Annotated in this window: 21 protein-coding genes and 1 tRNA gene; 13 read left to right on the plus strand and 9 right to left on the minus strand. The window is 58.3% G+C overall.

Translation table 11 applies throughout. The features are described 5' to 3' along the window. Positions 1–181 precede the first annotated feature (181 nt). The 3 genes from ML401_RS02580 (at position 182) to ML401_RS02590 (ending at position 4,197) form a co-directional block, all read left to right on the plus strand. A complete protein-coding gene (locus tag ML401_RS02580; RefSeq protein ID WP_285812799.1) occupies positions 182–1,666 on the plus strand; it encodes an MFS transporter in 1,485 nt (494 codons plus the stop codon). Positions 1,667–1,670: 4 nt separating this feature from the next. Continuing rightward, positions 1,671–2,489, plus strand: a complete 819-nt coding sequence (gene otsB, locus ML401_RS02585) for a trehalose-phosphatase (protein ID WP_285809580.1) — start codon at positions 1,671–1,673, stop codon at positions 2,487–2,489. Between the two features lie 244 nt (positions 2,490–2,733). After that, a complete protein-coding gene (locus ML401_RS02590; protein WP_212069051.1) occupies positions 2,734–4,197 on the plus strand; it encodes a trehalose-6-phosphate synthase in 1,464 nt (487 codons plus the stop codon). A gap of 128 nt (positions 4,198–4,325) precedes the next feature. On the opposite strand, the gene ML401_RS02595 is transcribed toward ML401_RS02590, so the two are convergent. After that, the gene (locus ML401_RS02595; RefSeq protein WP_194405549.1) at positions 4,326–4,667 is read right to left on the minus strand and encodes a hypothetical protein; all 342 of its coding nucleotides are present in this window, start codon (positions 4,665–4,667) and stop codon (positions 4,326–4,328) included. Between the two features lie 197 nt (positions 4,668–4,864). Here ML401_RS02595 and ML401_RS02600 point away from each other — a divergent pair. From ML401_RS02600 to ML401_RS02620, 5 genes are all read left to right on the plus strand, one after another. Further along, positions 4,865–4,954, plus strand: a tRNA-Ser gene (locus ML401_RS02600). A gap of 615 nt (positions 4,955–5,569) precedes the next feature. Next, complete coding sequence (locus tag ML401_RS02605) at positions 5,570–5,950, plus strand: hypothetical protein (protein WP_285809583.1); 381 nt, start codon at positions 5,570–5,572, stop codon at positions 5,948–5,950. A 714-nt stretch (positions 5,951–6,664) separates the two neighbouring features. After that, a complete protein-coding gene (locus tag ML401_RS02610) occupies positions 6,665–7,141 on the plus strand; it encodes a hypothetical protein (RefSeq protein ID WP_285809585.1) in 477 nt (158 codons plus the stop codon). A 171-nt stretch (positions 7,142–7,312) separates the two neighbouring features. Beyond that, positions 7,313–7,603, plus strand: coding sequence for a hypothetical protein (locus ML401_RS02615; RefSeq protein ID WP_285809587.1), 291 nt, complete (start codon positions 7,313–7,315; stop codon positions 7,601–7,603). Between the two features lie 385 nt (positions 7,604–7,988). Continuing rightward, entirely contained in the window at positions 7,989–8,495 is a 507-nt protein-coding gene (locus ML401_RS02620; RefSeq protein ID WP_285809589.1) for a hypothetical protein, read from the plus strand. Here the strand turns inward: ML401_RS02620 and ML401_RS02625 are convergent. The 5 genes from ML401_RS02625 to ML401_RS02645 form a co-directional block, all read right to left on the minus strand. Continuing rightward, a complete protein-coding gene (locus ML401_RS02625; protein WP_285809591.1) occupies positions 8,492–10,822 on the minus strand; it encodes a P-loop ATPase, Sll1717 family in 2,331 nt (776 codons plus the stop codon). The two genes, ML401_RS02620 and ML401_RS02625, sit on opposite strands and share 4 nt — an antisense overlap. A 754-nt stretch (positions 10,823–11,576) precedes the next feature. Beyond that, positions 11,577–11,969: a hypothetical protein gene (locus ML401_RS02630; protein WP_285809593.1), complete on the minus strand. Its 393-nt coding sequence runs from the start codon at positions 11,967–11,969 to the stop codon at positions 11,577–11,579. Positions 11,970–12,034: 65 nt separating this feature from the next. Next, entirely contained in the window at positions 12,035–13,273 is a 1,239-nt protein-coding gene (locus tag ML401_RS02635) for a recombinase family protein (RefSeq protein ID WP_376717403.1), read from the minus strand. 134 nt (positions 13,274–13,407) lie between these two features. Next, positions 13,408–13,851: a DUF2924 domain-containing protein gene (locus tag ML401_RS02640; protein ID WP_285809598.1), complete on the minus strand. Its 444-nt coding sequence runs from the start codon at positions 13,849–13,851 to the stop codon at positions 13,408–13,410. Between the two features lie 530 nt (positions 13,852–14,381). Then, a complete protein-coding gene (locus ML401_RS02645; RefSeq protein ID WP_285809600.1) occupies positions 14,382–14,708 on the minus strand; it encodes a hypothetical protein in 327 nt (108 codons plus the stop codon). A gap of 441 nt (positions 14,709–15,149) precedes the next feature. Here ML401_RS02645 and ML401_RS02650 point away from each other — a divergent pair, with 441 nt between their 5' ends. The 4 genes from ML401_RS02650 (at position 15,150) to ML401_RS02665 (ending at position 18,928) form a co-directional block, all read left to right on the plus strand. Further along, the gene (locus ML401_RS02650; RefSeq protein WP_135167161.1) at positions 15,150–15,371 is read left to right on the plus strand and encodes an AlpA family transcriptional regulator; all 222 of its coding nucleotides are present in this window, start codon (positions 15,150–15,152) and stop codon (positions 15,369–15,371) included. Between the two features lie 199 nt (positions 15,372–15,570). Next, entirely contained in the window at positions 15,571–16,197 is a 627-nt protein-coding gene (locus tag ML401_RS02655; protein WP_285809610.1) for a helix-turn-helix domain-containing protein, read from the plus strand. Between the two features lie 452 nt (positions 16,198–16,649). After that, positions 16,650–17,111: a hypothetical protein gene (locus ML401_RS02660; protein ID WP_285809612.1), complete on the plus strand. Its 462-nt coding sequence runs from the start codon at positions 16,650–16,652 to the stop codon at positions 17,109–17,111. A 407-nt stretch (positions 17,112–17,518) separates the two neighbouring features. Then, positions 17,519–18,928: an alpha/beta fold hydrolase gene (locus ML401_RS02665; RefSeq protein ID WP_285809614.1), complete on the plus strand. Its 1,410-nt coding sequence runs from the start codon at positions 17,519–17,521 to the stop codon at positions 18,926–18,928. Between the two features lie 271 nt (positions 18,929–19,199). On the opposite strand, the gene ML401_RS02670 is transcribed toward ML401_RS02665, so the two are convergent. Then, a complete protein-coding gene (locus ML401_RS02670; protein WP_285809616.1) occupies positions 19,200–21,158 on the minus strand; it encodes a PAS domain-containing sensor histidine kinase in 1,959 nt (652 codons plus the stop codon). Between the two features lie 159 nt (positions 21,159–21,317). On the opposite strand from ML401_RS02670, the gene ML401_RS02675 reads away from it, so the two are divergent. Then, positions 21,318–21,623, plus strand: a complete 306-nt coding sequence (locus ML401_RS02675; protein ID WP_285809618.1) for a hypothetical protein — start codon at positions 21,318–21,320, stop codon at positions 21,621–21,623. 460 nt (positions 21,624–22,083) lie between these two features. Here ML401_RS02675 and ML401_RS02680 read toward each other — a convergent pair whose 3' ends face one another. Both ML401_RS02680 and ML401_RS02685 read right to left on the minus strand, forming a co-directional pair. Continuing rightward, the gene (locus ML401_RS02680) at positions 22,084–22,410 is read right to left on the minus strand and encodes a low affinity iron permease family protein (RefSeq protein ID WP_285807216.1); all 327 of its coding nucleotides are present in this window, start codon (positions 22,408–22,410) and stop codon (positions 22,084–22,086) included. 231 nt (positions 22,411–22,641) lie between these two features. Then, on the minus strand, positions 22,642–24,240 hold the full coding sequence (locus ML401_RS02685) for an MASE4 domain-containing protein (protein WP_285809620.1): 1,599 nt from the start codon (positions 24,238–24,240) through the stop codon (positions 22,642–22,644). Between the last annotated feature and the right edge of the window lie 90 nt (positions 24,241–24,330).

Consider the following 24,330-nt stretch of genomic DNA (forward strand, 5'->3'; position numbering starts at 1 on the left):
CGTCAACTCCTTGCGGCTCCATCGGAAACGGGCGGTGCTGGCGGCCGTTCCTGCGGGAACCCGGCCTCGCCGCGGACGTTGTCGCAGGTGGCAGGCGGAATGCCGCACCCCAATGATCGGATCGACCCCGTTCACGTCCTGTGAATCGGGGCCGCTTCCAATGATCGAACGCAACAGCCCGATGGAATTGCAGCAAAGCCCAGCGCGGAACTATGCATCTGGGATCTCGGCGGCCGCGACCGACCGCATCGTCGAGACCAGTATTCCGGCGCGGCTCGACGCGCTGCCCTGGAGCGGCTTTCACACCCGCGTCGTGCTCGCGCTCGGCATCACCTGGATCCTTGACGGGCTCGAGGTGACGCTGGCCGGCGCGCTCTCCGGTGCGCTGAAGCAGAGCCCGTCGCTGCACTTCTCCAATCTCGATCTCGGCATTGCCAATTCCGCCTATCTCGCCGGCGCCGTGCTCGGTGCGCTCGGCTTCGGCTGGCTCACCGACCGCATCGGCCGCAAGAAGCTGTTCTTCATCACGCTGGCGCTCTACCTCTCGGCGACGGCCGCGACCGCTCTGTCGTGGGATGTCGCGAGCTACGCAGCGTTTCGTTTCCTCACCGGTGCCGGCATCGGCGGCGAATACACCGCGATCAACTCGACCATCCAGGAGCTGGTGCCGGCGCGCTATCGTGGCTGGACCGATCTCGTCATCAACGGCAGTTTCTGGATCGGCGCCGCGATGGGCGCGGTCGCGGCCATCGTGCTGCTCGATCCCGCCGTGATCGCGCCCGATCTCGGCTGGCGTCTCGCTTATTTGATCGGCGCCAGCATCGGTCTCGTCGTGCTGTTGATGCGAATGTGGATTCCGGAAAGTCCGCGCTGGCTGATGATCCATGGCCGTCCCGACCAGGCGCATGCGATCGTCGACGAGATCGAGCGTTCCGTGATCGGGCATGACCAGGATACGAGCGAGGCGCGCTTCACCAAGATGCGGCTGAAGATGCGCGATCACACGCCGATCCGCGAGGTCGTGCACACGCTGTTCTCGGCGTACCGCCAGCGCGCGCTGGTCGGCCTCGTGCTGATGAGCGCGCAGGCGTTCTTCTACAACGCGATCTTCTTCACCTTCGCGCTGGTGCTGACCGATTTCTACGGCATCCGCGCCGACCACGTCGGCTGGTACCTGCTGCCCTTTGCCGCCGGCAATTTCCTGGGACCCCTCTTGCTCGGCCGGCTGTTCGATACGCTGGGACGCCGCACCATGATCATGTTCACCTATGGCATGTCCGGCGTGCTCCTCGCGGTCTCGGGCTATCTGTTCTCCATCGGCGTGCTCTCTGCGCAGGGGCAGACCATCGCCTGGATGGTGATCTTCTTCTTTGCATCGCCGGCCGCCAGTGCGGCCTATCTCACCGTCAGCGAGACCTTTCCGCTCGAAGTTCGCGCGCTGGCGATCGCGGTGTTCTACGCGGTCGGCACCGGCATCGGCGGCGTGATCGGGCCGGCGCTGTTCGGTGCGCTGATCGACACGGGATCACGCACCAGCGTGTTCGCCGGCTATCTGCTGGGGGCAGTCCTGATGATCGCGGCCGCGATCGTGGCGTGGCGCTATGCCGTCTCGGCGGAGCGCAAATCGCTCGAACAAATCGCGCGACCGCTCGCCTTTATGGAGTAGACTGATGAAATCGGAACTTGCAGAAATGGCGTTGGACCAGAAGCCCACCACACGCGACGACGACACGCCGGAAACGGTGCCGGTGCCGCATGCGCTGGTGCCGCATCTCGACGAGACCGCAATTCTGCTCGACATCGACGGGACCCTGCTCGACCTGATGCCGACGCCGCGTGAGGTGTGGGTGCCGCCGGGCCTCTCGGACACGCTGAACCGGTTGACCGAGCTGACCTCCGGCGCGCTGGCGCTGGTCAGCGGCCGCTCGCTCAACGACATCGACCTGATCTTCGCGCCCGACGTGTTTCGCGCCGTCGCCGGCCACGGCGCCGAGATGCGGCTATCGGTCGACAATGAGGCCGATGCCGTGCACGCGCCGCCGCTGGACAAGGAGCTGAAGCGGCGGCTGGCGGCCATCGCCAAGCTTTCGCCCGGCATTCTGCTCGAGGACAAGGGCTATTCGCTGGCGCTGCATTACCGTCTCGCGCCGCATGCGGAGAAGGCCATCTACGAATCCGTCTCGGTGATCCGCGCCGATCTGCCCAACGCGCCGATCGAGGTGCTGCCCGGCAAGTTCGTCTGCGAGATCAAGCATTCCGGATTCACCAAGGCGACCGGCGTGCGCGAACTGATGAAGCGGGAGCCGTTCAAAGGGCGGCGTCCGATCTTCATCGGCGACGACGTCACCGACGAAACCGTTTTCGCGATCATGCCCGACATGAACGGGCTCGCCTTCTCGGTCGGACGTCGTGCCATGGGCGTGAATGGCCATTTCGACGCGCCGAACGACGTGCGTGCATTCCTCGCCCGCCTGCTTGATCCCAGGTGAAACGAGGGCAGCGCCCTCTCGCAGACATAATGTCGGTCGTCTCGGCGTCTTGGCGCGCCGCGCTATTTGGTGTGCAACACAATCGCACACACTGTCTTTGCAGCGGAATTTCCCGGGTTCCGCAAGCGAAACCAGTTCCAACGCGCACGCCCGATTTTGGTTTCAATTGGTTGAAACGATGATCAGGAACCATATTGATGAACGGCAGTTAAACGGGGTGGAATGAAACAGGAGGGGACGACCTGTGAACTTAGTCGTCGTTTCGAATCGCGTCGCGCGCGGTAAGCCTAATGAGCCCATGACGGGCGGCCTCGCGGCGGCCTTGTTGCCGGTGGTGGAACATTCGGGCGCGATCTGGGTGGGATCTTCGGGCCGGGTCCGGGACGGCCATCAAAAAGAACCTTTTGCCGAGATCGAAGCGCTCGGCACCGGCGCGATCGCGACGTTGGATCTGCCCGCGGCGCATTACGGCGGCTATTACGAGGGCTTTGCCAATTCCGCGCTGTGGCCGGCGCTGCATTCGCGCAGCGACCTGATCCGCGTCTCGCGCGAGGATTACGTCAGCTATCGCGAGGTCAACGCCTTCATGGCGCGCGCCTTGATGCGTTTCCGAAAAGCCAAGACCGCGTTCTGGGTGCAGGATTATCACTTCCTTGCGCTCGGTGCGGAGCTGCGCGATCTCGGCGTCGACGACCCGATCGGCTTCTTCCTGCATACGCCGTGGCCCGTCGCCGCGGTGATGCAGGGCGTGCCCAATCATCGCGAGCTGATCACGGCGATGCTGGCCTACGATCTGCTCGGCTTCCAGACCAATGAGGACTGCCAGAACTTCCTCGGTTATGCCGGCGGCGAGCTCGGTCTCACCGTCGAAGACGGCGTCGTGCTCTCGCAGCACGGCCGCACCCGTTGCGAGGTGTTTCCGATCGGCATCGATGCGGAGAAGTTCGCAGCTTACGCCGCAAAATCGGCCTCGCATCCCGACGTGTCTCGGCTGCGCCGCAGCCTCAATGGCGAACGGCTCGCGATCGGCGTGGACCGGCTCGACTATTCCAAGGGCTTGATCAACCGCATCAGCGCGTTCGACCGGCTCTGGACTGAGCAGCCGCAGTTTGCGCGCAGCATTTCGCTGCTCCAGATCGCCAACCCTTCGCGCGGCGCGATCGAGGCTTACGGCAATCTCCAGAACGACGTCGCGCGCCTCGTCACCGACGTCAACGGCCGGCACGGCGAGGTCGACTGGACGCCGATCCGCTATCTGAACAAGGGCTTCAGCCAGGCGGTGCTGGCGGGCCTCTATCGCACCGCGCAGGTCGGTGTGGTGACGCCGCTGCATGACGGCATGAACCTCGTCGCCAAGGAATATGTCGCTGCGCAAAACCCGGCCGACCCCGGCGTGCTGGTGCTGTCGAAGTTCGCGGGCGCTGCCAATGAGCTCGAGACTGCCTTGCTCGTCAATCCGCACGACATCGACGGCATGGCGCGCGCGATCGCGGTCGCGGCCGCGATGCCGCTCACCGAGCGCAAGATGCGCTGGGACGCGATGATGAAGAAGCTGCGCGGTCACACCATCCAGCAATGGTCGGCCGATTTCGTCGCCGAGCTGGAGAAGTGCCGGACCGAGAAGGCCGCCGTCGCCCCGCTCGCCGCGCAACCGCCGCAAGCGCTGCGCTGGCTGAAGTCGGCGATCTCGGGCGTAAGGCTGATCTGAGTTTTTCTCAGTCCTATCAACTCGTCATGGCCGGGCTTGACCCGGCCATCCACGTTTTGCCAATGGCGTACGAGAACGTGGATGCCCGGGACGAGCCCGGGCATGACCGCAAACAGCGAATAGCGCCCTCAATAACAATACGAGACCCCATCCAGGATCGCGCATTGCCGCTTGTTCGGCGCGTTGGGATCGTCCATCGGCACCATGCCCTTGCCCTGGCCGACGAACACGCCGGGGCCGACATGCACAGAGCTCTTGTTGCCGATGATCACGCTCGGATGCGGCGTCGAGCTCGATCGTGTGCCGTCCGGCCAGATGATGGCATCGCCCGACAGCACCCCGCGCCGGCCGTCGTTGCAGCTGACGTCGACGCCTTGCCGGGTGCAGACCTGGGCAGCAGCGGGGACCGCGAGGGCGGAGCCGAGGCCTGATGCCAAGCCAAGGGCGAGGATGGTCTTGCGGATGGTCATGGTATCCCCCGTAGGCGTGTTGGCCGCTCCTGCGTGAATCGTCGCGCCAAACCCGCCGCGGGTTCAGCCGGCAGGCCGATCGGTGGACCCGTTACATCAGATATTGTCTTGCAACTACAACAAGTTGCGGAAAATTCACCCGATTGAGCCGCGATCCCTTGCAAAATCGGCGGCGCCCCTTCAAGAGAGGGCGCTCCGGAGAGATGGCCGAGTGGCTTAAGGCGCACGCTTGGAAAGCGTGTGTGCGGGAAACCGTACCGTGGGTTCGAATCCCACTCTCTCCGCCACCCCATCAATATCATGTCGTACTTGCAGCTGTAGACAGGCCAGAAACTCGGCCGTTTTCCTGCATTTCGGCGGGCGGAGAACGCCCAGCAGTCATCCAACAAGGGCCTGAACGAAGCCGGAGAACCGAATTTTCTCCGAATCTTTGAACCCACAAAATTGGTCCAGTACGGCATTTCTCACAAAATCAATGGCTTGGCTCCGCAGCGGTTTGGATCCCTCTCGCTCAACCGATGAGAACGAAGGACTCCCGATTCTATGCCAATCGACTTCGGAATTTGCGGGTCCGATCGGCCTTTGCGTTCCGACGGGGCGGGTGCGCGTAGGGGCACTCAACCGGCCTAGTTAAAACAGCGTCTCGCGCTTAGCGGGACTCTGGTGGAATTAGAAGCGTCCCATTGAAACTTAGCAGCTTGGTGAAAGGACTCGTACCCTTAGCCCTCGAAGTAGAATTTCGATGCTCTATCCCGTTGAGCTACGCAGCGCGATTTTGGGGGGGGGGCGACTTACGGCGCCCAGGGCAAAAGTGGGTTTATGGCCTAGGCCCACCCAAATCGCGCGCCGACCGTGGCATCCGGTCGATCTTTCACGTACAAATTGTGAAATGGGAGGGAGTGATGGGCGAACACGATCCGGAGAAGCTTAAAGCTTTTTGGGAATACTGCGAAGCCTGGAAAGGGCTCGCTAAACTGCAGATGGCAGGCAATGCCGCGGGTCTCGCCTACTGTCTGACAGCTCTGAATTCCGCATCACCTCGATACAACACGGGGGCCTTCATTACTCTCTTCGGGATCGGGTTGCTGCTTGGGGCTTTGTTCTTTTTCATCATCACTATCGTCAAAGCAGGAATGACCACGGCGATCGTTGCGCGCGAGCCACCTGGGGGCGGATTCGCCGATAAGGCAAGTCACTTCTTCGGGCTCCTTGGTCTGTGGGGATCAAGTGCCGCCTTCGTCGCGGCGATCCTGCTTTTCATCTACCGATTTTCGATAACCTAATGAACCGGTGGGCACGGCCCCAAGGTAGGTGTCTGCTTCAGCCCGTATCTGTTCGGAGAGCCCGGAGCCGAGGCTCAAGCCATCAGGGTCCTTGGAGGCGGAAGTGGTAGCCAGACGATGGTTCGATGACGAGCCTGACTTGTCGCCCTGGCTGAAGGCGCTGGAGGACGTGCGCCGCAAGCCCACTCGGGAAGGGGTGGCGCTATACCCAAGTGCAGGTCCTCATTGTCGCCATCGACCAATACGCTGCAATCGCGAGTATTTCCTGAACAAGCCGGTTTCTATCTCAGGAGCTGCAAGGGCGAAGTACCGTGAAAACCTTCGGCCCCAAAAATTGCAGTGGCAAAAGGAAAGGAACATATTGACCTGCGTCTCCAGAAAGGAGCTTCTCGCAGGTCACCTAATACAAACTCCGAAAACTCGCTCAGCGCGCGGGTCACCTGCTCCCGAGGTCAAATCCAGCGGTGGAAGGCACCGTTTCATGGCGCCGTGGTGTATAGCCGAAAGGTCAAAAGGTGTTCTCTCGTAAGACTGGGGCGTGGTCACCGGCCTTATCCGGCAGCGTTTAAGCCATGTGGACAGTTGCTTTCCAAGCTGAGCCATACAGTCGTCCTTAAGGTGCAAAGGGCCTCCGGCATAACGGAGGCCCTTCGTCATTTTGAGCATGATTCAATTGGTGGTAGTAGAAAAGGAAATGTTACGTTAGGGGGCTGGATGTTCGAGGAATGGTGGTTTGAGAGGAAGCTCGGCTCTCTTCAAAGAACCCGAGACAAGATCGAGAAGTCCTACGCCAAAAAAATGCATCAGGCGTTCAAGGGCCGTTCCTCGGTCGAGGAGAAGGACAAACTCATCGTTAGCAAGCATATGGATTTAGAGGAGTGTGACGACGACATAAACCGTCACACAACAACGTACTTACTCTCTCAAGCCCGCAAGCTGTTTGTCGAGGTGCCAGACTACGAGAGCGAGACGTTTTGGTTTGAATCCACGACGTTTGGAGGCCGATATCTCTCCCCTGCCGGCGTGACCAAGCTGAGAAACGATATCCGCGCCGAACGCAAGGCGCGGTGGGAGTTGATCCAGCCTCGCATCGCCTTGCTTGTTACGTTTGTCACGTCACTGACAGGTGTTTTGGGCGCCGTGATTGGCGTGCTTTCATTTTTGAAGAGTGCTCCTAAGCCTCCCGCTTAACATTACTCTTCAGTTTCGTGTTCGTCTTTTCCGCCAGTGACAATCGCACTGGAGGACGGTGAGCAAGCCGCGCAACAGCCGGTGCTGATGAGCGGCTTGGCCGATCTTCACGTCGCCAGCTAAATTCGTCATTCTCACATGCTGTTTTGATCTGCATCCGGGGAGGAATTCTTGGCTTTTGAACCTACGGGAGGAGATTCTGAAAATCCCTTTGGAAACGGAGATGTGCTGCGATTGCCTATTCAGATCGGCATTCCAAGGCGCCGTCCACTTACAACTAGGATGTGGGAAAAGCTATTTAGAGAAATGAATGAGGCCGCGCTCGTGACAGACCTGCGGCTCTACGAACAAGCCACCAGCTTCGATTTCGCCTTTGAGCAGGGTCGGGAGATATTACTTCGACAGACAAACCGCTTCGTTGTGACCTCTGCTCTATCGAGATTGTGGGAGGAATCCTTTTAGCAGCCGGTTGGGCCTTCAAGAAGTTCATTGAGCCAGGATGGGAAAAATCCGGTTCCAAGAAAGCCTGGGACGATGGGGTGTCAGGTATGATTGATAAGGCTGTCCCGATCTTAAAAGAACAGATCGATTATAGGATAGTGCACAAGTTGAAGCAGCTCAAGATTTCCCGGGTCTCTCTTCGTTCGCCGAATAGCGATAGAGGCTTACGCTTGTCCGATAATGTTGCTGCGGATACTGAACTAATCTACGATAAGGCGAAACAGATTGCCCATCATCCAAAAAAGGAATCTCCGCACTAGGGGGATGTTCTCAACGATTGGCGCCAGGATCTTCAACCGTGCCGCGATGAAGGGCCCTGACCGGGCGATTTGCTTTGGAGGAAGCCGTGGTCGCCAAAATAACCATCTCTGGTCTTCCAGAAGGATCGATCAAAGTCGCCAGCATGGAAGAGGCCATGGAGATCGTTCAGTCCGAGGAATTCTTCAGGGCGATAGGCGCGTTCATCTTTCGGTTTTCACAGCTCGAATACCTGATCAAGTCGACTCTAGCGTCGTATCTCAAATTAAGAGATGACCAATTCGACGTGATTGTCGGTCCGTACGACTTCGCCATGCTCTGCACTGTGGCGGAGAAGACCATCAAGCTGGACTTCGATGCCAAATATCATCCGGCCCTGAAATCATTCTTCAATCGCTGCAAGAAGCTGAATCAGGAGGTTCGGCTCGTAGTGGCCCATGGAAGTTGGACCACCGAGGGAGCCCGTTACGCAAGTAGGCAGTCTCTTGAGGCGAAAATGCATTTCGAGAAGCCGGACAAGCTTTTGAAGGCTGCTGACGAGGCAATAAAACTGATGGATGAGTGGGGCCAAATGGGTGCTGTGGCTAACACCTAGGCGGCGATCGAGAAGGCTGGCCAGAAAGCCGGATTCACGATGTAGAGCGTCTTATCCTTCCCGCGCTCTGCCCGAACCTGCAGAACCTTGATGTCGTAGTTGACGTCAAAAATGAAGTACTCGGCTTCGCCGACTTGGATGCCAAGAACGCCGTAATAAAGCAGGAATGAGGTGACCTTCTCGTGGTCGGCCGCGTCGACTTTCGCGGTCGTGAGCAGCGCATCAAGCTCGTTCCGCGGGAATGCGCGTTTGGAATCCATGAAGTGATAGAGCAGGTCCCGAGCGTTCGGAAATACCTGGGTAAGTTCTGCATCCAGCTCGGCGAGAAGGTCGGATGAATAGGCCTTCAGGCCTTTCTCTATATCGACGTCCTCGATCATCTGCCGGTTAAAGTTTGTCGCAAAGCCGCGGCAGTGGTTGAAAATCTTGAGCAGGTTGCGCGGCCGCATCAGCGACCGTTGAATGAGGTACGAGGAGGTGTCTTCGCCCTTGTAATGCGAAACACACAGCTCGTGCCAAACCGCGTGGAAATCGACTTTATTCAGATCCGCATGCATCCCGGAAACAAGCCGTAGCCGAAGCATCTCGCGCAACATATCTGGATCATTCCAATCCAGGGTGGCACGCATCTCCTTGCCGAAGTCAGGCGTGTTCCTCATCAGATGATCGTAGACATCATTGCGGACGAACACGATGCAGTGGACGACATGACCAGCTTTGCGCATCTCGCGCTCAACTTTGCGGCCGGCGTCGACAAGGCAGCGGAGGACGGTCGCATCGATGACGTCGACACCCTGGGTGCTCCAGCCCTTGTCCAGGTTGTCGAACATGACCCAGACAGCTTCCTTGCGGTGCATGTAGTTTGAGATCAGTTCCCGGAGTTGCTTGATGTCGTGCATGTAGACCAGTTCGGTGACTTCGCTGGCCGTAAGCCGTCGCGCATCTTGCGTGCCATATTGGTCCTGGTAGCGTCGCGCAAGCCGCTCCGACAAGCCGGCGAGGCGCTCCGAAAAATCCCCTTCGGGCGAGAAATTCGCCGCGTTGTAGACCCCACTGAGTTCCAGATAGGCATCGTGGATGTCTTGATTGTAGCGATGAGCCTTCTGGTCCTTTTCGAGGAGCTTGTAGGCAATCTCCAGATAGATCAGGTATTCCCAGAAGGCGATGATCAAATGCTGGCGGGCGCCTTCAGACAAAAACTCCAGGATGTCCTCTTTCATTCTGATGAGCTGGTAACCCTCAGGCTTGAGGTCGAGAACGATATTGCGCCGGTCGCCTCGCATCTTATCGCGCAGCCGGATGAATAGCGCGGTCTTTCCTGATCCTTTGCGACCTACGACGAGATTGACCTCACCACTCAAGGTGCGGTCAAACTGGTCGATCTTGAGGTAGTATTGATCCAGCGTGTTCATCTCATTCTCAGCGCGGGGATCGCCGATGCTGAGAGACTGGAGAAGGGTGGTTCGGTCGATGCCAGACGGCTCAACCTGACCGGCATACTCAACGATCTGCGGCGAAAACTCCGCGACGATCGTGTGGATGTCGGAGAGCTGGTGCCATTGCTTGACATCATCGCGGATATCGAGCGGCGCATCGAATCCAGGCGGGGTCAGGAGAAGCTTTGGCTTGCCCATTCCATCGCACAGCCCAGCAATGAACATGCACCGAATATTGTGGACTTCTGCCTCCGGTTCCGCGGTCTGCTGGAAGGGGATGAACACGCCTGATGAGGCTGCGACTTGTCGGATAGCGTCCGTTGCCGAAAGGCGGGTATCTTCCTCAGGTGTAAAGCTGCGGTAACGTCCGTAACCTGCCTTCTTGATGCGCGATACCATCACGCCGACGTCGGGCCCGCGCTTGGGCGGCTCGATCAGGTAAATCGGCGACTTGCGATCCAACGCGGTCGAGAAGGGCAGATGCGCGGTGTCGATGTGGGCCTCAAGCCGCGCTTGAAGTTCATCGAAGGTCTCGTATTCGAAGTAACCCAACGTGTCGAAGATACCGACAAGCTTGGCGATGTCGCGGTCGCCTTTTGCGCTCTTATGGCGGATCAGAAAGGCCCGCTTGCCGCGGCCAATCGCGAACCCGATTTCATAGACGACGTTGAGATTGAGATAGGTGGTGTCCGCGACGAGGAGGGGGGACTCATCGATCTTTTCGAGGATCGGCGATACGAGTGGAGAGCCCGCAACGTCGTTGAATGGCCAAGGTTCGAACGTAATCGGGATGGGGCGCGCGTTTGCCTTCCGGACAGCGCCCATTATTCCCGCCGCAAGAGCGGGATCGCGACCCGGATAGGCAACGAAAACCTGTTCACGCGCTGTCATTGGCTCCTCAGCCAAGTAAAATCAAACGGTCAATTTGGACCACGATTCGCAGGTTAACAAGCAGGTGGTTGTCGGGATTCACCTTGTTGTGTGCATAATACGGGTTGGCCAAGAAAGCATCTCGACGGGGTCGGGATAAGGAATGGCCCGACCGCCGTAGGTCGGCCTCGGACGGAGCACGAGACCTTCATCCTAGTTGGCGGGACATCATGGAGGTTATGTGCAAAGGGGGCGCATCGGACGCTGACGTGAAGGTAGCCTTGGCCATTCCTCCGGCACAGATGATGATCAATGAACATGCAGGTGCGCTACCGGGGATTTCGGAGCAGACGCCTGGAGGATAAGGCAGGGCAGGCGGGCGTTGTTCTTGCCTGAGTGAGTGAAGTTCAACTCGCCGACCTACATCTTCGCGATGCCCAACAGGTTTCAGGGTTACCGGCGCAATCCCGCTTCGCCTGTTTCACCGCGAACACAGTCAACCGAGACCCGAGAACAAGGTCCAAATCTACATGCTCGACAACCGGCGTTGATCGTTGGACGCTGTGAGTACCAACGGAAGGATAAATATTTGAAGCTATAGATCATCTTCAAACGGAGTGAGGCTGCGAGCTCGACGGATAGTAAAATTTACACCAATGGTGTCGGTTGGCTAACTGATAAGCTTTGGTCGCAAAGCTTATCAGTCGGCAAAATTCCATAACATTCGATGTGCGAATCCGAGCGCGCGCAAACCGCTTCCAGCTTGGAATGGGGTTTAGCGGCTTCCCGCGTTCCGGGCCGCTGACCTGATCAGAACTTGCTGCTCATCCCATTCCGCGGGGATGGATTTCAACAACTGCGCCAGCTCAAGCCCGCCAGGCTGCAGGCCGTTCAGGATGGCTTCGGTGATGGCCGGCGATAGCAACGTCAGCCGAAGCACGCGGCAAAGATAGGACTCGTTGATCTTCTCAGCTTTGGCGAGGTCGCGCACCGAGCTAAAGAGGTTCGATTCGAGCATAGAGCGCCAACGATGGGCCCGCACCACGGCTTTGATCAGCGTGTTGTCGACCTGCGGCTTCGCAGGCGCCCAAGCTTCCACATTTGCGGGCGTGACCACGCGCTTGCGCCCACCCGATCGCCGGAATGAGATCGGGATGCTCACGACCATAGATCGGCCGTCCCGGCTGAGCTTCGGTCGACCAACAGGTCCAAGGGTAAGGGTGGTCGGTCGGTTCATTCGGCAGCCTGCTGGATGGGAGGCTGCAATTCGGAGGAGAGCGAAGTCAGGCCCTGGACCTTCAATGTGATGTCCATCCGCTCGGCATGCATGTCGATGCGCTCGACGAGTAGTGCGACGATCCGTGCTTGTTCGGCCGGAAACAGCTCGTCCCAGATCTCATCAAAGCCGAGCAGGGCGCTCCGCACCTCCGCTTCGCTAACATCCGCGGATTGTTTGCGGAGAGCTCGCCAGGTCTGAACGATGACTTCAGGTGTTTGCAGCAACTGTCGAACTTGATCGATGATGATGCGCTCTAATTCGGCGGCGGGCACCAACTTGACGGGACAGTCTGATCTGCCCTGCTTCATCGCGGTCTGGCTGATGTAGTAGCGATAAAGCCGGCCAGACTTCCGGGTGTGAGTTGGCGACATTGCCGCGCCGTCGGGCCCGAACAACAGACCTTTCAGCAGGGCGGGGGTTTGCGCCCTGCTATTGTTGGCACGCTTCCGCGGGCTTTCCTTGAGGATAGCGTGGACCTGATCCCAGAGCTTGCGATCGATGATCGCTTCGTGCTCGCCTGGATACGCGGTGCCCTTATGAACGGCCTCGCCAAGATAGACCCGGTTGTGAAGGATCTTGTACAGCACTCCCTTGTCCAGGAGGTGTCCGTATCGCGTTCGTTCGTTGGCCGCGACGAGCTCGCGAGCCAGCAGGGTTGCAGACTTAAGCTGCACGAAGCGACGGAAAATGGCCCTAACCCGCTCGGCATCGACCTCGTGAATGAGCAATTTGCGGTCGCGAACTTCATAACCGAGCGGCGTCCAGCCGCCCATCCATTTGCCACGCTTGCGAGAGGCCGCGACTTTGTCACGGATTCGCTCGCCGATCAGCTCGCGCTCGAACTGAGCGAACGTCACTAGGATGTTCAGCGCCATGCGGCCCATCGCATCCTTGGTGTTGAAGGATTGCGTGACTGAGACGAATGTCACGCCATGACGTTCGAACAGTTCTACGAGATTAAGGAAGTCGAGCATTGACCGCGAAAGTCGGTCAATCTTGTAGACGACAATGACATCTACCTTGCCGGCCTGGACAGCAGCAACGAGCCGCTTCAAGGCAGGCCGTTCGAGGGTGCCACCCGAGAAGCCGCCATCATCGTAGCGATCGGAAACAGCGGTCCAGCCCTCCGCCCGTTGGCTCACGATGTAAGCCTCACAGGACTCCCTTTGGGCGTCGAGAGAGTTGAAGTCCATGTCCAGGCCTTCTTCGCTCGACTTGCGGGTATACACCGCACAGCGGACTTTACGGACGCCTGGGCGGCCTTGGGCTGCGCTCTCGAAGGAGTTGGCGAATAAGGAGGCTCGGCCCTTTTGCGACTTGCGGGAGCTCATTTGCCAATCGAATTTTTCAAGCCGAAGAAAACCCAGCCATTCCAATTCGTGCCGGTGATCTGACGGGCGACCGAGGACAGGGACTTGTAGGGGCGGCCGAGATACTCAAAGTCGTCATGCCGGACGGTGACGCAGTGCTCCACGCCCTCCCATTCGCGAATCAGCTTGGTCCCGGCGACCGGGCGCAGAGGCGGCCGGGCCTTGCGGTCTGCCGGCTTCTGGTCGGCATATTGCTTGGCCATGGCCTTAAGCCGCTCGGTGGTCTCCCGGCTCAGGCCGCCATAGGCCAATTCCTGAATGCGGTAGGCGAGCCGGCTCTCCAGAAAACGGCGGTTATAGGCAGGGGGCTCTGTATCGAAAAGCTCGCGCCAGCGGGCCTTTAGAACGGGGGCGGAGGCGCCCTTCAGGGCCGCCAACTGCGACAAAACGCTCTCTTTCACGGGCTAACATCCTGGGCTTTGCGAGCGACATCACCCCCAGATCGTCCGCCACAGTCGAGCAGAGATTTTGCGTCACCGCTCAATTTATGACTGGACTTCCGCTCCAAAAGACGCAGGAGGCCCGCGGCGAGGAGGGCAGCCAGCTCTGGTAGGGTGTCATCGTCTTGAGTAGTCATGCGCCGTTACTGGGCGCAGTCCTCTCGACGGTCCAACGGTTTCATATGAAACGGTAGAAGCCGGCATTGCATCGCAATTGGGCGTATTCGAAGAGGCGTGCTTCTCTGGGGAATAGCCCTTGGCCCGATCTTTCGCTCGATCCTTGGTGGGTCAAAACTGATTGACTGATTCGGAGCCTGCCAATGCTGTTCGAAAAACCAGATGCTCGAAAACGTGAGCAAACGGAAGCCCAAGGTACGTCAAACTCTCTGAATGGGCTGACACTTGCCGAGGGATTTCGCAAGCACGTGCTGGAGGACGAAGAAGTCGCCGACCTTGGTCGGAAGGTCTGGCGGACCAATTCGGCGGTGTTTTCAGAAGGGCAGTTTCCAGGCCCCTTCGTTGACTTCCACTGGCCTCTGCAAGCCACCGCGGAAACCATCGCCCACGCTTTCGTTCGTCAACCCATCGTCTTCTTGGGTGACCCGTTGCCGAGCCCTTCCGATCAAGAGGTTGCCGCTTCCCGCAGGCTCGCTGAACGAATCGATTCGTTTACATGCCTCCTTGCGCGCCGCGATCTCATCGCCATCGGCACGGTGGCAGCTACTGGCTTGGAGGCTCCAATCGGGAGGGGCCAGTGGACGCGATCGGACCTCCTGATAGACGTTCAGAATAGCGCCGTTTGCGAGATGCGGAATCATCGTCCTGTGCCTGTATGGACAGGAGTCTGGCTTCAGCTCCCAGACCAGCAGGCAGTGATCAGTGAAAGGGCCGTCGCGGAACTAAGTCCCGAGCCGACGAGGGCACGAAAGCAGATCCAGACCAAAGAGAGATCCCGTCGCGAATGCCTAGATTGGCTGTCCGCCATAATGTCCGATCGAACAATCGAGCCGATGTCCAATGATCAGCTCTGGAGCGAGGCCGAAATCAGGTGGCGAGGAACGCTCAGCGCGCGAGAGTTTGTAAGATGCCGGGCGAACGCTCTGAGTAGCTTGAGCGAAGAGCAGCGATACCTATGGGAACGTCCAGGGCCCCGGCGTAAGCGATCGTAGTTCGATTCACCGCACTTCGAGATCGCGTCGGCTATTTTCAGGGCTCCAACGTAGCCAGTCTTACTGCATCGGAAACAATGCGGTATCGACATGGCCCTCGAGAATACACGAAAAGACCTTGACGCCCTACTGAGAGAACAGGAGGCGGCAGACCTCCTGTGTTTGTCCATCCGCACGCTCCAGTCTTGGCGTATTCGCGCTGCCGGCCCACCGTTCGTTCAAGTCGGGCGAGCTATTCGCTATCGGAGGCGTGATCTCCTCGCTTGGATTGATGCCAACACTTGCGGCGGTTCGGTGGAGGCTAGGCTGTGAAGAGCGAACGCCAAACGCCGCCTGACGCAGCCGAAGAGCCGCGAGAATATTCCGTTTACTTTGGTCGAGAGCGACTCGGTCGATATATCCAAGTAGACAAGATAATCGAGGCATTCGATAGAGATGACCGCCTTCTAGGGACCTTTCGAAAGGAGTCGGAAGCGCGTGAGGCCATTTACGCGGAAGCGGATGATTGCTCATGAGTTGGCAGGCTACAGCTTGGGCGATCAAACAATTTACCGGCTCTACAAGGCGTAAAGCCCTGCTTTTGGCTCTGGCCAACTACGCTGATCCGAATGGAGTATGCTGGCCTTCTCAAGAGCGTCTCGCCAAGGATACGGAACAGTCTATTGATTCGATTCAGCGGCATTCAATCGCGCTCGAGAAAGCCAACCTGATCGAGCGTGTCATTATGCCCAAACGTCGCGGTCACTACGCTGGGTACCGCTACCGGCTCGCTCTCACAAATCTCGGTTCGGCCGGCGAACATGAGACCAGCAAGCTGCGGCCCGGCCATGCCGCAAAACAACGGCGAACCGCACCGCACGGCTTGCGGTATAAACCTTCATTAGAACCTTTATACGAACCTTCAGATGCAAGGGCTCCGGCCGAGGCCAGACTAAGGGCTTTCCAGGCGCAATTGGAGCCGCTGGAGGTTGTTCAGAATCGCATTGCTCAGCGGATCGGCTCTGATGGCTGGCTTATTCTTGGCGATATGAACGATCACCAGCGGTCCTACCTCTCGAAGCTAGAGCGTCAGGGCTTGTTGGACGATAAGACGCTTGGCGAGGCGGTGCTTGCTGCCCGCTGCGTTGCCCGCAAGTGAATTCACGGTCCGCGGTGGGGGGTGGTCAAAAGCTTAGGAGCTCCGATGCAGGACCGGTCTTCCTGGTTCGCACGCAAAAAGTTCAGAAATAAATACAAAAAGCCACTGGGATCTAAAGTCGGAGTCATTTCCCGCAAGCGGACGCTTTTTAGGCGGGTAGATGGGCGTAGCATTTGACCGAGGCGCCGATTAAGGCCGTTGAGGTGCAAAGATTGCGGCTTTCAGGCCTGGGAGCTGCGGGAACCAAAAACTCTCGGCCGAACTTAAACGAACACAGGACACGATCCTGCGATTTGAAGCATTACAACCCTATCGCCCAGGCAGCTATTTGGAAGGACGGCGGCCTTGGCAATTTGGAACGACGTTAGAGCGCCAGGTGCGCGAAGGTCGGGTGTACGCCAGCCTTCTCCCCGCAGGCGGGATAGACAAGCTCTTCAAACCAAGAGAGTCTAGTGTTTGGGTTTCTGAAGGCTAGCAGGCAGCGAAAGAAGATCCGCCAGGACCGGATTTATCTTGAGGCAAGAGCACGACGTTTTCTCAAGGCCTACTTGGCCGCAGATTCCGTGCGAAAGCAGCGCTTCTACGAAGCAGTCGAAGGCGCATCAGCCGCTTGTCATCCGGGGATCGCAGACTCGACAGCTGAAGATGCCCAGATCGCTGAGTCGACCGCCGCGGCTGCACTCAAGGTGGTCGTAACGCGGGACGAGCGTGGAGCCGACGCGGGCGATAGTACTGCCGGCTTTATTACGGATGCCTATGCCACCGTCGCCATTGCATATCGTCGCGCCGCCGGGGCTTACGTCATGGAGACAGATTTGCAAAAGCTGGGGACCGCAGCGGTACACTTGCTCACGATGGCAACGTCATATCTGACGGCCAATCCTCCAGAGGGAGAACAACAGCCTCACCGATGAGGTGAGCCTCGGCTGCTCTCTGAATGTGGAGCAAAAGGGGGTGGGGGGTGATCGAATCCTCCGAAGCCCGTACTCCGGTGTTCACGCCGCGGCCCACGTCATGTCGGTTCGCTAGTAGCGAAGTGCTTGTCTCTCGGGTCGTAACCGACTTGATGGCAGGGACGGATCTCAAGTTCTCCGAGCGCGGATTCTACGAACCGAAGGGCCTGCCTGGCAGTTTGCGGACAGCAGATGATTTGACTGGCCTCCAAATTAGCGAAAGTCGAAGCGCACATTGCAGCGGTTCCATTTTGGACCATTGCAGACCTGCCCCAACTGCGCCTAGTCTAGGCAAGTTTTTGACGGGCAATCGGCTGCCCTCACCATTCGAACAATTGTTTGATCACTGACGTAACTGAGGATTATCCGTGGTAGACGTTCAGGTGGAGCGCCGGCTAGCGGCAATTTTGGCGGCTGACGTCGCCGGCTATTCACGGCTGATGGGCGAAGATGAGGAAGGCACGCTTGCTGGATTGAAAGCGCATCGCCGAGAGCTCGTTGATCACAAACTCAAATCCCATCGAGGGCGCCTGATCAAGACAACCGGCGACGGCATGTTGGTCGAGTTTTCAAGCGCCGTCGAAGCTGTGAAATGTGCGGTCGAAGTTCAACGCGGAATGGTCGACAGGAACGCAAACGTACCTCAGGCCCGGCGTATTGAATTCCGGGTTGGGATCAACGTCGGCGACATCATTGAGGACGAGGGTGACATATTTGGGGATGGCGTCAACGTAGCTGCCCGACTTGAAGGCATCGCGATGCGCGGTGGAATATGCATCTCTCGCCAAGTCCTTGACCAGATCGATGGCAAGCTTAACTTCCCTTTGCGCGAGTTAGGCCGGCAGAATCTAAAGAACATCGCGCGGCCAATCGAAGTCTATGCGATTGACCTGAACGAGGAAGGATCGCCCGCAACGCGAGTTCTGTCGGCAGCCAACCTCAAACAGGAAATTCGCTATTGCAGAGCCACGGATGGTGTGCGGTTAGCCTATGCTAAAGTGGGTACAGGACCTGGTCTGTTGAAATCGGCGCATTGGCTTGGCCATCTCGAATATGACTGGGATTTTCCGCTCCAGCGCGATTTCCTACTTGGACTTGCTTCGTCATTTACCCTCGTAAGGTACGATGCGCGTGGCAACGGTCTGTCTGACTGGGATGTCGGAGAGCTCTCCCTTGATGCCTGGGTCAAGGACATGGAGAGCGTAGCCGACGCGGCCGGTCTCGACAGGTTTCCGCTGCTCGGGTTTTCGCAGGGCTGCGCGGTTTCGATCGCATTTGCAGCGCGGCATCCCGAACGCGTCTCGCACCTAGTTCTTTACGGTGGATTCGCCGTTGGTGCGAACAAAAACCCTAACTTCTCGGCCGCTGATCGAGAACGGTTTGCTGCAATGAAAACTCTGATGAAGCTAGGGTGGGGCTCGGATGACCCGACCTTCCGACAACTGTTCACCGCCTCCATGTTGCCGGATGCCACGAGGGAGCAGGTAGACGCCTTCAATGAGCTTCAACGTCTCAGCGCCTCAGCCGAATGCGCAGTGCGATATCTTGAAACGGTATCCGACTTTGATGTTCGTCCTCTGCTCAAGCATGTGAAGGCCCCAACCCTTGTCATGCATGTCCGCGATGACCGCAGAGTACCCATCGCATCCGGGCGCGACTTGGCCGCGGAAATTCCCGGCGCGAGGTTTGTCGCACTCCCGGGGAAAAACCACATGCTGCTATCGCAGGACCCTGGCGCGCCAATGTTTCAGGACGAATTGCGTCGATTTCTCCTTTAACGTCCGATGTGTCCGCTGTAACGCTTAATCCTGCGCAACGAACCGCACCTCGATTGAGCCAGATGAACGGAAGGGGCAACTGGTCGTATTGCTTCTCATTGCTACTCGGCTCGATCGGGCACTGGCCGAGTTCTTCCATAACCTATCATTTGCGAATGATGCCCGCTGCTCGGGCCAGAGCAGACTTGCCTGCGCTAACAGTCGATGCCCGCTTCTGACCGAAGCAGACCAGGACCATGCTTCAGCCCAACCTGATCCAAGTTATGCTAAGCTAATCTCGCTTCCGATCCAAAATTTCGCGGACCTTCAGTGCCAATCTGGCCTGGGTGACGGGCTTTTCCAGAAGATCGACGCCCTCATCAAGCCGTCCATGGTGCACGACTGCGTTGCGCGAATAGCCAGTCATGTAAAGAACCCTGAGATGTGGTCTAATCTCCTGTGCGCGTCTTCCCAACTCACGTCCGTTGATGCCGGGCATGACGACGTCGGTTAGCAGGAGATCAACTTGCTGATTTTCTTGCAACATAATCGTCAAAGCTGCCTGTGCGCTGTCGGCGGACAGAACTCGATAATTCAGATCTCGTAGCACGTCCGAAACGTACCCCCTAAGATCGGCATCATCTTCAACGACGAGTATGGCCTCTACCGAAGCACCTTCCGATATGAATTCGTTATCATCGTCGGGAGCGGGCTGCGGATTATTTCCGGCATAGCGAGGGAAATACATCCTGATGCTAGTGCCTTCTCCCACTTCGCTGTAAATCTTAACATGGCCGCCTGACTGTTTCACGAAGCCATAAACTTGGCTCAGTCCAAGGCCGGTCCCCTGGCCGGCTTCCTTGGTTGTGAAAAATGGCTCGAATGCGTGCTCTAGAATTTCCGGCGTCATACCAAATCCCGTATCACTCACAGAGATGGCGACATACTGTCCGACGACGAGCTCGGGGTTGGCGCGCGAGTAGTCTTCATCGGCAGAGACGTTTGTTGCCTCTATGGTCAGCTTTCCGCCGTTTGGCATCGCATCACGCGCATTGATCGCCAGATTGACTATAGTCGATTCCAGATGGTTGAGGTCAGCTTCAATCTGCCAAAGACCGGCGCCACCAACGGTCTGCACTTCAATGCGTTCGCCCAACGTGCGCTGCAGAAAGTCCTGCAGGCCACCAACGAAGCTATTGAGGTTGATCGGTTTCGGGTCGAGCGCCTGGCGGCGGGAGAAGGCGAGCAATCGACTGGTCAGCGCCGCGGCCCTTTGAGCGCCACGCTTCGCGTTCGCCAGCGCGCGTTGGAGGTTCGGCCCTCCGAGATTGCGGCTGCTTCGCTCCGCGTTCTCGAGATTGCCGAGGACGATCATGAGCAGATTGTTAAAGTCGTGAGCGATGCCGCCGCTCAGCTGTCCGATCGCTTCGAGCTTTTGCGAGGCGGCCAACTGGTCCTGGACACGCTGAAGCTCATCCTGAGACTGCTTTCGCTCGGTGAGATCGCGCGTCACCTTTGCAAAGCCGATAATAGCACCGCTGTCGTCCGTGATCCGGTCGATAACAACCGACGCCCAGAAGCGCGTGCCGTCCTTTCGTAGGCGCCAGCCCTCAGCTTCGAAACGGCCTTTCTCGGCGGCTTCGGCCAACGCCCTTTTCGGCAATTCGCTTTCAAGATCCTCGGGTGTGTAGAATGTGCTGAAATGACGACCAATGATCTCCTCCGGCCGATATCCTTTGATGCGCTCGGCACCGGGGTTCCAGGTCGCGACATGACCTGAGGGGTCCAGCTGGAAAATGGCGTAATCGACGACGGCTTCGACGAGCCGGCGATAACGTCGTTCGCTTTCCAGGAGGTCGTTATGGGCTTGCTGTCGCTCCGTGATGTCGCGCGTGACCTTCGCAAACCCGATCAGCCCGCCGTCTTCAGCACGTATGGCGTCAAGGACGACGAGAGCCCAGAAGCGACTGCCGTCTTTCCTGATCCGCCACCCCTCGGAAGCAAAGCGCCCAGTCGCTGCAGCCGTTTCCAAGGCCTTTCGCGGCAAGTCCTTTGCTCGATCTTCAGGCGTGTAAAAGGCCGAGAAAGACTTCCCTATGATCTCATCGGCGACATAACCCTTGAGGCGCTCCGCACCCTTGTTCCACCTTCTGACCACGCCATCGGCGTCGAGCATGAAGATGGCATAGTCGATGATGGCATTGATTAGCAGGTCGAGGCTCGGGGAGCTCGGGGCAGCAACTGTTTTCATGTCAAATGGAACTCGGAAGACGGGTCAACTCAATTGTTGGCCGTTGGAAATGTTCCTAGAACATTTCCAATGCCCGTTTTCGAGCCGTTTTAAACGAATTCGCGCGCCCACCGATGATCCAAGCACACTCCACAGGCGTATCTCGGGTGGAGGCTTTCAATGGAACCTGACAATATTCTCCGATTTCCGTATCCGGTCCACGACTTGTCGCCAGAGGAGTTCGCCTCCCATCTGGAAAGCCTCACTGCGGATCTGGAGGCTGAACTTTCAAGTGGGGGAGACGGGTATTGCGAGCATCTGGAACGTATTGAGAAAGCAAGCATGCTGCTGAAAAATATCTGCCTTCTTGTGTCTAGGGGGAGCGACAGGAAGCGTGCCATCGAGACGTTCGAGCGGGTCATGCTTTCAACAGCCGAATTGCGCTCAAATCTTCGGAATGCACGTAGTCAGGACCCAGTCCTGTAGGTGTTCATTTGGGGGACATCGTGGTTCTCCGAAGGAGAACACGTGTCGCATGTTATTGTTGGCTGCGCGATTTACGGGCATCGAACTCCATCACCTGCAACGATTAATCAGGGGTGGGTGGCTGAGAGACGAGCGCTCCCGCCTGTCAATGAGGACACGGACAATGGAAGTGGCAGAGCACACGATTTCCGATCGCGTTCCTCGGTGCGACGATTGCCGGATACCGACAAGGCTTCGGGCGAGCATCTTTGACCCGCGCAAAGACAGCTACGTCAAAGTCTACGATTGCTCGACTTTGCAAACGACTCTACTGGAAAGAGTGAGACGGTCTCAGTTGACGGCCTCATTCATGAGCCTGCGGTGACTTCTGCTGCTGGCCCTTTACCGACACCTCGCGAACGCTCTCGCTGAGGGCCGCCTATGACCCATTGCGGATCCGCCGCCACGTTCGATCACGCGCTCATCGCGAGGACTTCTTCACGTGATCGCGCTCGCGCTCGACCTCTTCGGCGTCCTTCTCGTCGACATTCATTAGCGAGTCCTTTGCGCCCTCATGGACCTTCAGGAGTTCGTCGAGCTTGGCGTGAAGGGCCTGGGTGTCGCGATGCTCGGCGCGCTGGATGAACAGCGTCATCGCCCATGTCGCCAGCGTCGCCACCGAATGCCAGTCGAGGTGGCCGAACGCCATCCAGGCGATCACGTAAGCGAGGAAGACGAGGAAGGCGGCCGGCCGCGCGGTTGCAGTTCCGAGCCAGGTTAGCCATTCGCGTGGGGCGGCATAGGACATGGCGGCCTAACGCCGGCTGGTCCGCGGTGTTCCTGGCGGCCGGCAGCCAACGAAGCTGAGCGGCCTCTCACCAGTCTCGACTGACTACGCTCGGGGCGTTTGATATCGGCTGTTGGGCCCGTCTGCGAAGTTGCGGCCGCGCCGGTCGCAGGCTCATCGCAGTAGAACGGACCAAATATGCTCGACCTGAGTTTTTGGCATTTTGACCCGTAGCAGAACCAGCCGCTCGCCTCAGCGCCTTACGACGGGCAATGTGACCTCGAACGTCGAGCCCCGAGGCCCTGATTGGGCAAGAATCAGGCGGCCCTCATACCTCTCGATGATGGTACGGCAGATCGCTAACCCCAATCCCATTCCTGTCGGCTTGGTGGTGAAGAATGGATCAAAGACTCGGTCCTGGTCCTGCGGAGCAACTCCGGCGCCGGTATCCTGGATGGACAGCACGATGGCCCCGTTTCGCGCGACCCGCGTACCGATGTTCAATCGGCGGCCGTCGCGTGGCGTGGATGCCATCGCGTCGATGGCGTTCTTGAGCAAGTTCAGAATGACCTGCTGCAACTGGATCGGATCGGCATTGACCAAGGGCGGTTCGACCAGAAACTCCGTCTCGACGGCCACCTCGTTGAACTGCAATTCGTGCCGCAAAAGCCGCAGCACCTGTCCTGTAACGCTCTCGATGCTGATCATCGCAGGCTTGTCGGTCGCATCCTTGAACAGCCTGCGAATGCTTACGATGGTCTCCTTGACCTTGAGCCCGGCCTCTCCGATGTCTCTCACGATCGCACGGACCTCTTCCAGCCGGGGACGTTGCGCTTCCAGCTCCCGCTCAGCGGTTTCTACATTTAGCGTGATGGATCCCAACGGCGAATTGATCTCATGAGCAATCGCGGCCGTTGCTGCATCGATGCTCACGAAGCGGTTCGCGCGCTCGCGGCGCTGCATCACCAGGGCACTCGCCAGCCGCGAATAGAGCACCGTCATTTCCGTGACCAACACGGATAGCAGCAGACAGCTTGCGACCAGGGCAAATCCACGAGCGGTGTACCACCCTACGGAAAATCGAGCCGAACCTACGTAGGCCGCCACCAAAAAGTTGGGAATTGCCGCGAACAATGTCACCATCAGCCAGAGATCGAGCACCGTGCGCCGGCGGAAGAAAAGCACCAGGAGGACGGTACACCCCAATATTGTGAGGCCGATGTTGAACTGATTGCTGAGTCGCGTCTGCAGCATGAGACCGGTGGTAAAGAACTGCGGCAGATGCTCGACCTGATCTATCACCAGCCATGACAACAGTGCGATCGTCCCCATCACACATACAAGCGTGATCGCGATGCTGGCCGTTCTCGCGTCTGGCGATGGGTTGCCTTTGTCTTTGAGCAGCGCATAACCGAGAATGCTCAGGGGAAACATGGTGTACCAAAGCACGAAAAACCAGGCCGGTGTGTTGTAGACGTCACCGATAAGCCCGTTGGGTGCATAGCTGCCTGGAAAACTCAATGTCTGCAGAAAGGCAAACGAGCCGGCGAATATGTATCCGCTCGCCATGAGCAACAAGGCGCGATGCGGCTGCACCCAATATTGAGCGAACAGGAGGGTTGCAGTCAGCAGATCGGCTACGCTCATGACCGTTTGAACGACGGGGAGAAAACTGTCGATCCGACCAACTTGTACGCTCGCGGAGGGCGCGACAAACACCCAGACCATCAGCATGGCGGCCACGACACTAACAGCCACCGCTCGGTGTCGCGGCGTATAAGGCATCAAAGCGACCACCAGCGGCAGCTCGTGGTCTGCAGCAATGGCAAGTTGGTGTGGCTTTGCGTTCACGTCCGGCCTCTCCTGACGGAGGTTCGCAGCATATCGGGCGCTTTGATAGGTGACCAAATGTCTAAGAACGCCAGGAAGTACCGGTCCGCG

It is taken from the genome of Bradyrhizobium sp. 62B (genome assembly GCF_030272265.2).
GTDB lineage: Bacteria > Pseudomonadota > Alphaproteobacteria > Rhizobiales > Xanthobacteraceae > Bradyrhizobium.

Coding starts and splice junctions, on each gene's coding strand:
- ML401_RS02580 (WP_285812799.1), top strand. CDS start 182: ATGGAATTGCAGCAAAGCCCAGCGCGGAACTATGCATCTGGGATCTCG.
- ML401_RS02595 (WP_194405549.1), bottom strand. CDS start 4,667: ATGACCATCCGCAAGACCATCCTCGCCCTTGGCTTGGCATCAGGCCTC.
- ML401_RS02635 (WP_376717403.1), bottom strand. CDS start 13,273: ATGGACTTCAACTCTCTCGACGCCCAAAGGGAGTCCTGTGAGGCTTAC.
- otsB (WP_285809580.1), top strand. CDS start 1,671: ATGAAATCGGAACTTGCAGAAATGGCGTTGGACCAGAAGCCCACCACA.
- ML401_RS02605 (WP_285809583.1), top strand. CDS start 5,570: ATGGGCGAACACGATCCGGAGAAGCTTAAAGCTTTTTGGGAATACTGC.
- ML401_RS02625 (WP_285809591.1), bottom strand. CDS start 10,822: ATGACAGCGCGTGAACAGGTTTTCGTTGCCTATCCGGGTCGCGATCCC.
- ML401_RS02680 (WP_285807216.1), bottom strand. CDS start 22,410: ATGTCCTATGCCGCCCCACGCGAATGGCTAACCTGGCTCGGAACTGCA.
- ML401_RS02655 (WP_285809610.1), top strand. CDS start 15,571: ATGAGTTGGCAGGCTACAGCTTGGGCGATCAAACAATTTACCGGCTCT.
- ML401_RS02670 (WP_285809616.1), bottom strand. CDS start 21,158: ATGAAAACAGTTGCTGCCCCGAGCTCCCCGAGCCTCGACCTGCTAATC.
- ML401_RS02650 (WP_135167161.1), top strand. CDS start 15,150: ATGGCCCTCGAGAATACACGAAAAGACCTTGACGCCCTACTGAGAGAA.
- ML401_RS02630 (WP_285809593.1), bottom strand. CDS start 11,969: ATGGTCGTGAGCATCCCGATCTCATTCCGGCGATCGGGTGGGCGCAAG.
- ML401_RS02610 (WP_285809585.1), top strand. CDS start 6,665: ATGTTCGAGGAATGGTGGTTTGAGAGGAAGCTCGGCTCTCTTCAAAGA.
- ML401_RS02645 (WP_285809600.1), bottom strand. CDS start 14,708: ATGATTCCGCATCTCGCAAACGGCGCTATTCTGAACGTCTATCAGGAG.
- ML401_RS02675 (WP_285809618.1), top strand. CDS start 21,318: ATGGAACCTGACAATATTCTCCGATTTCCGTATCCGGTCCACGACTTG.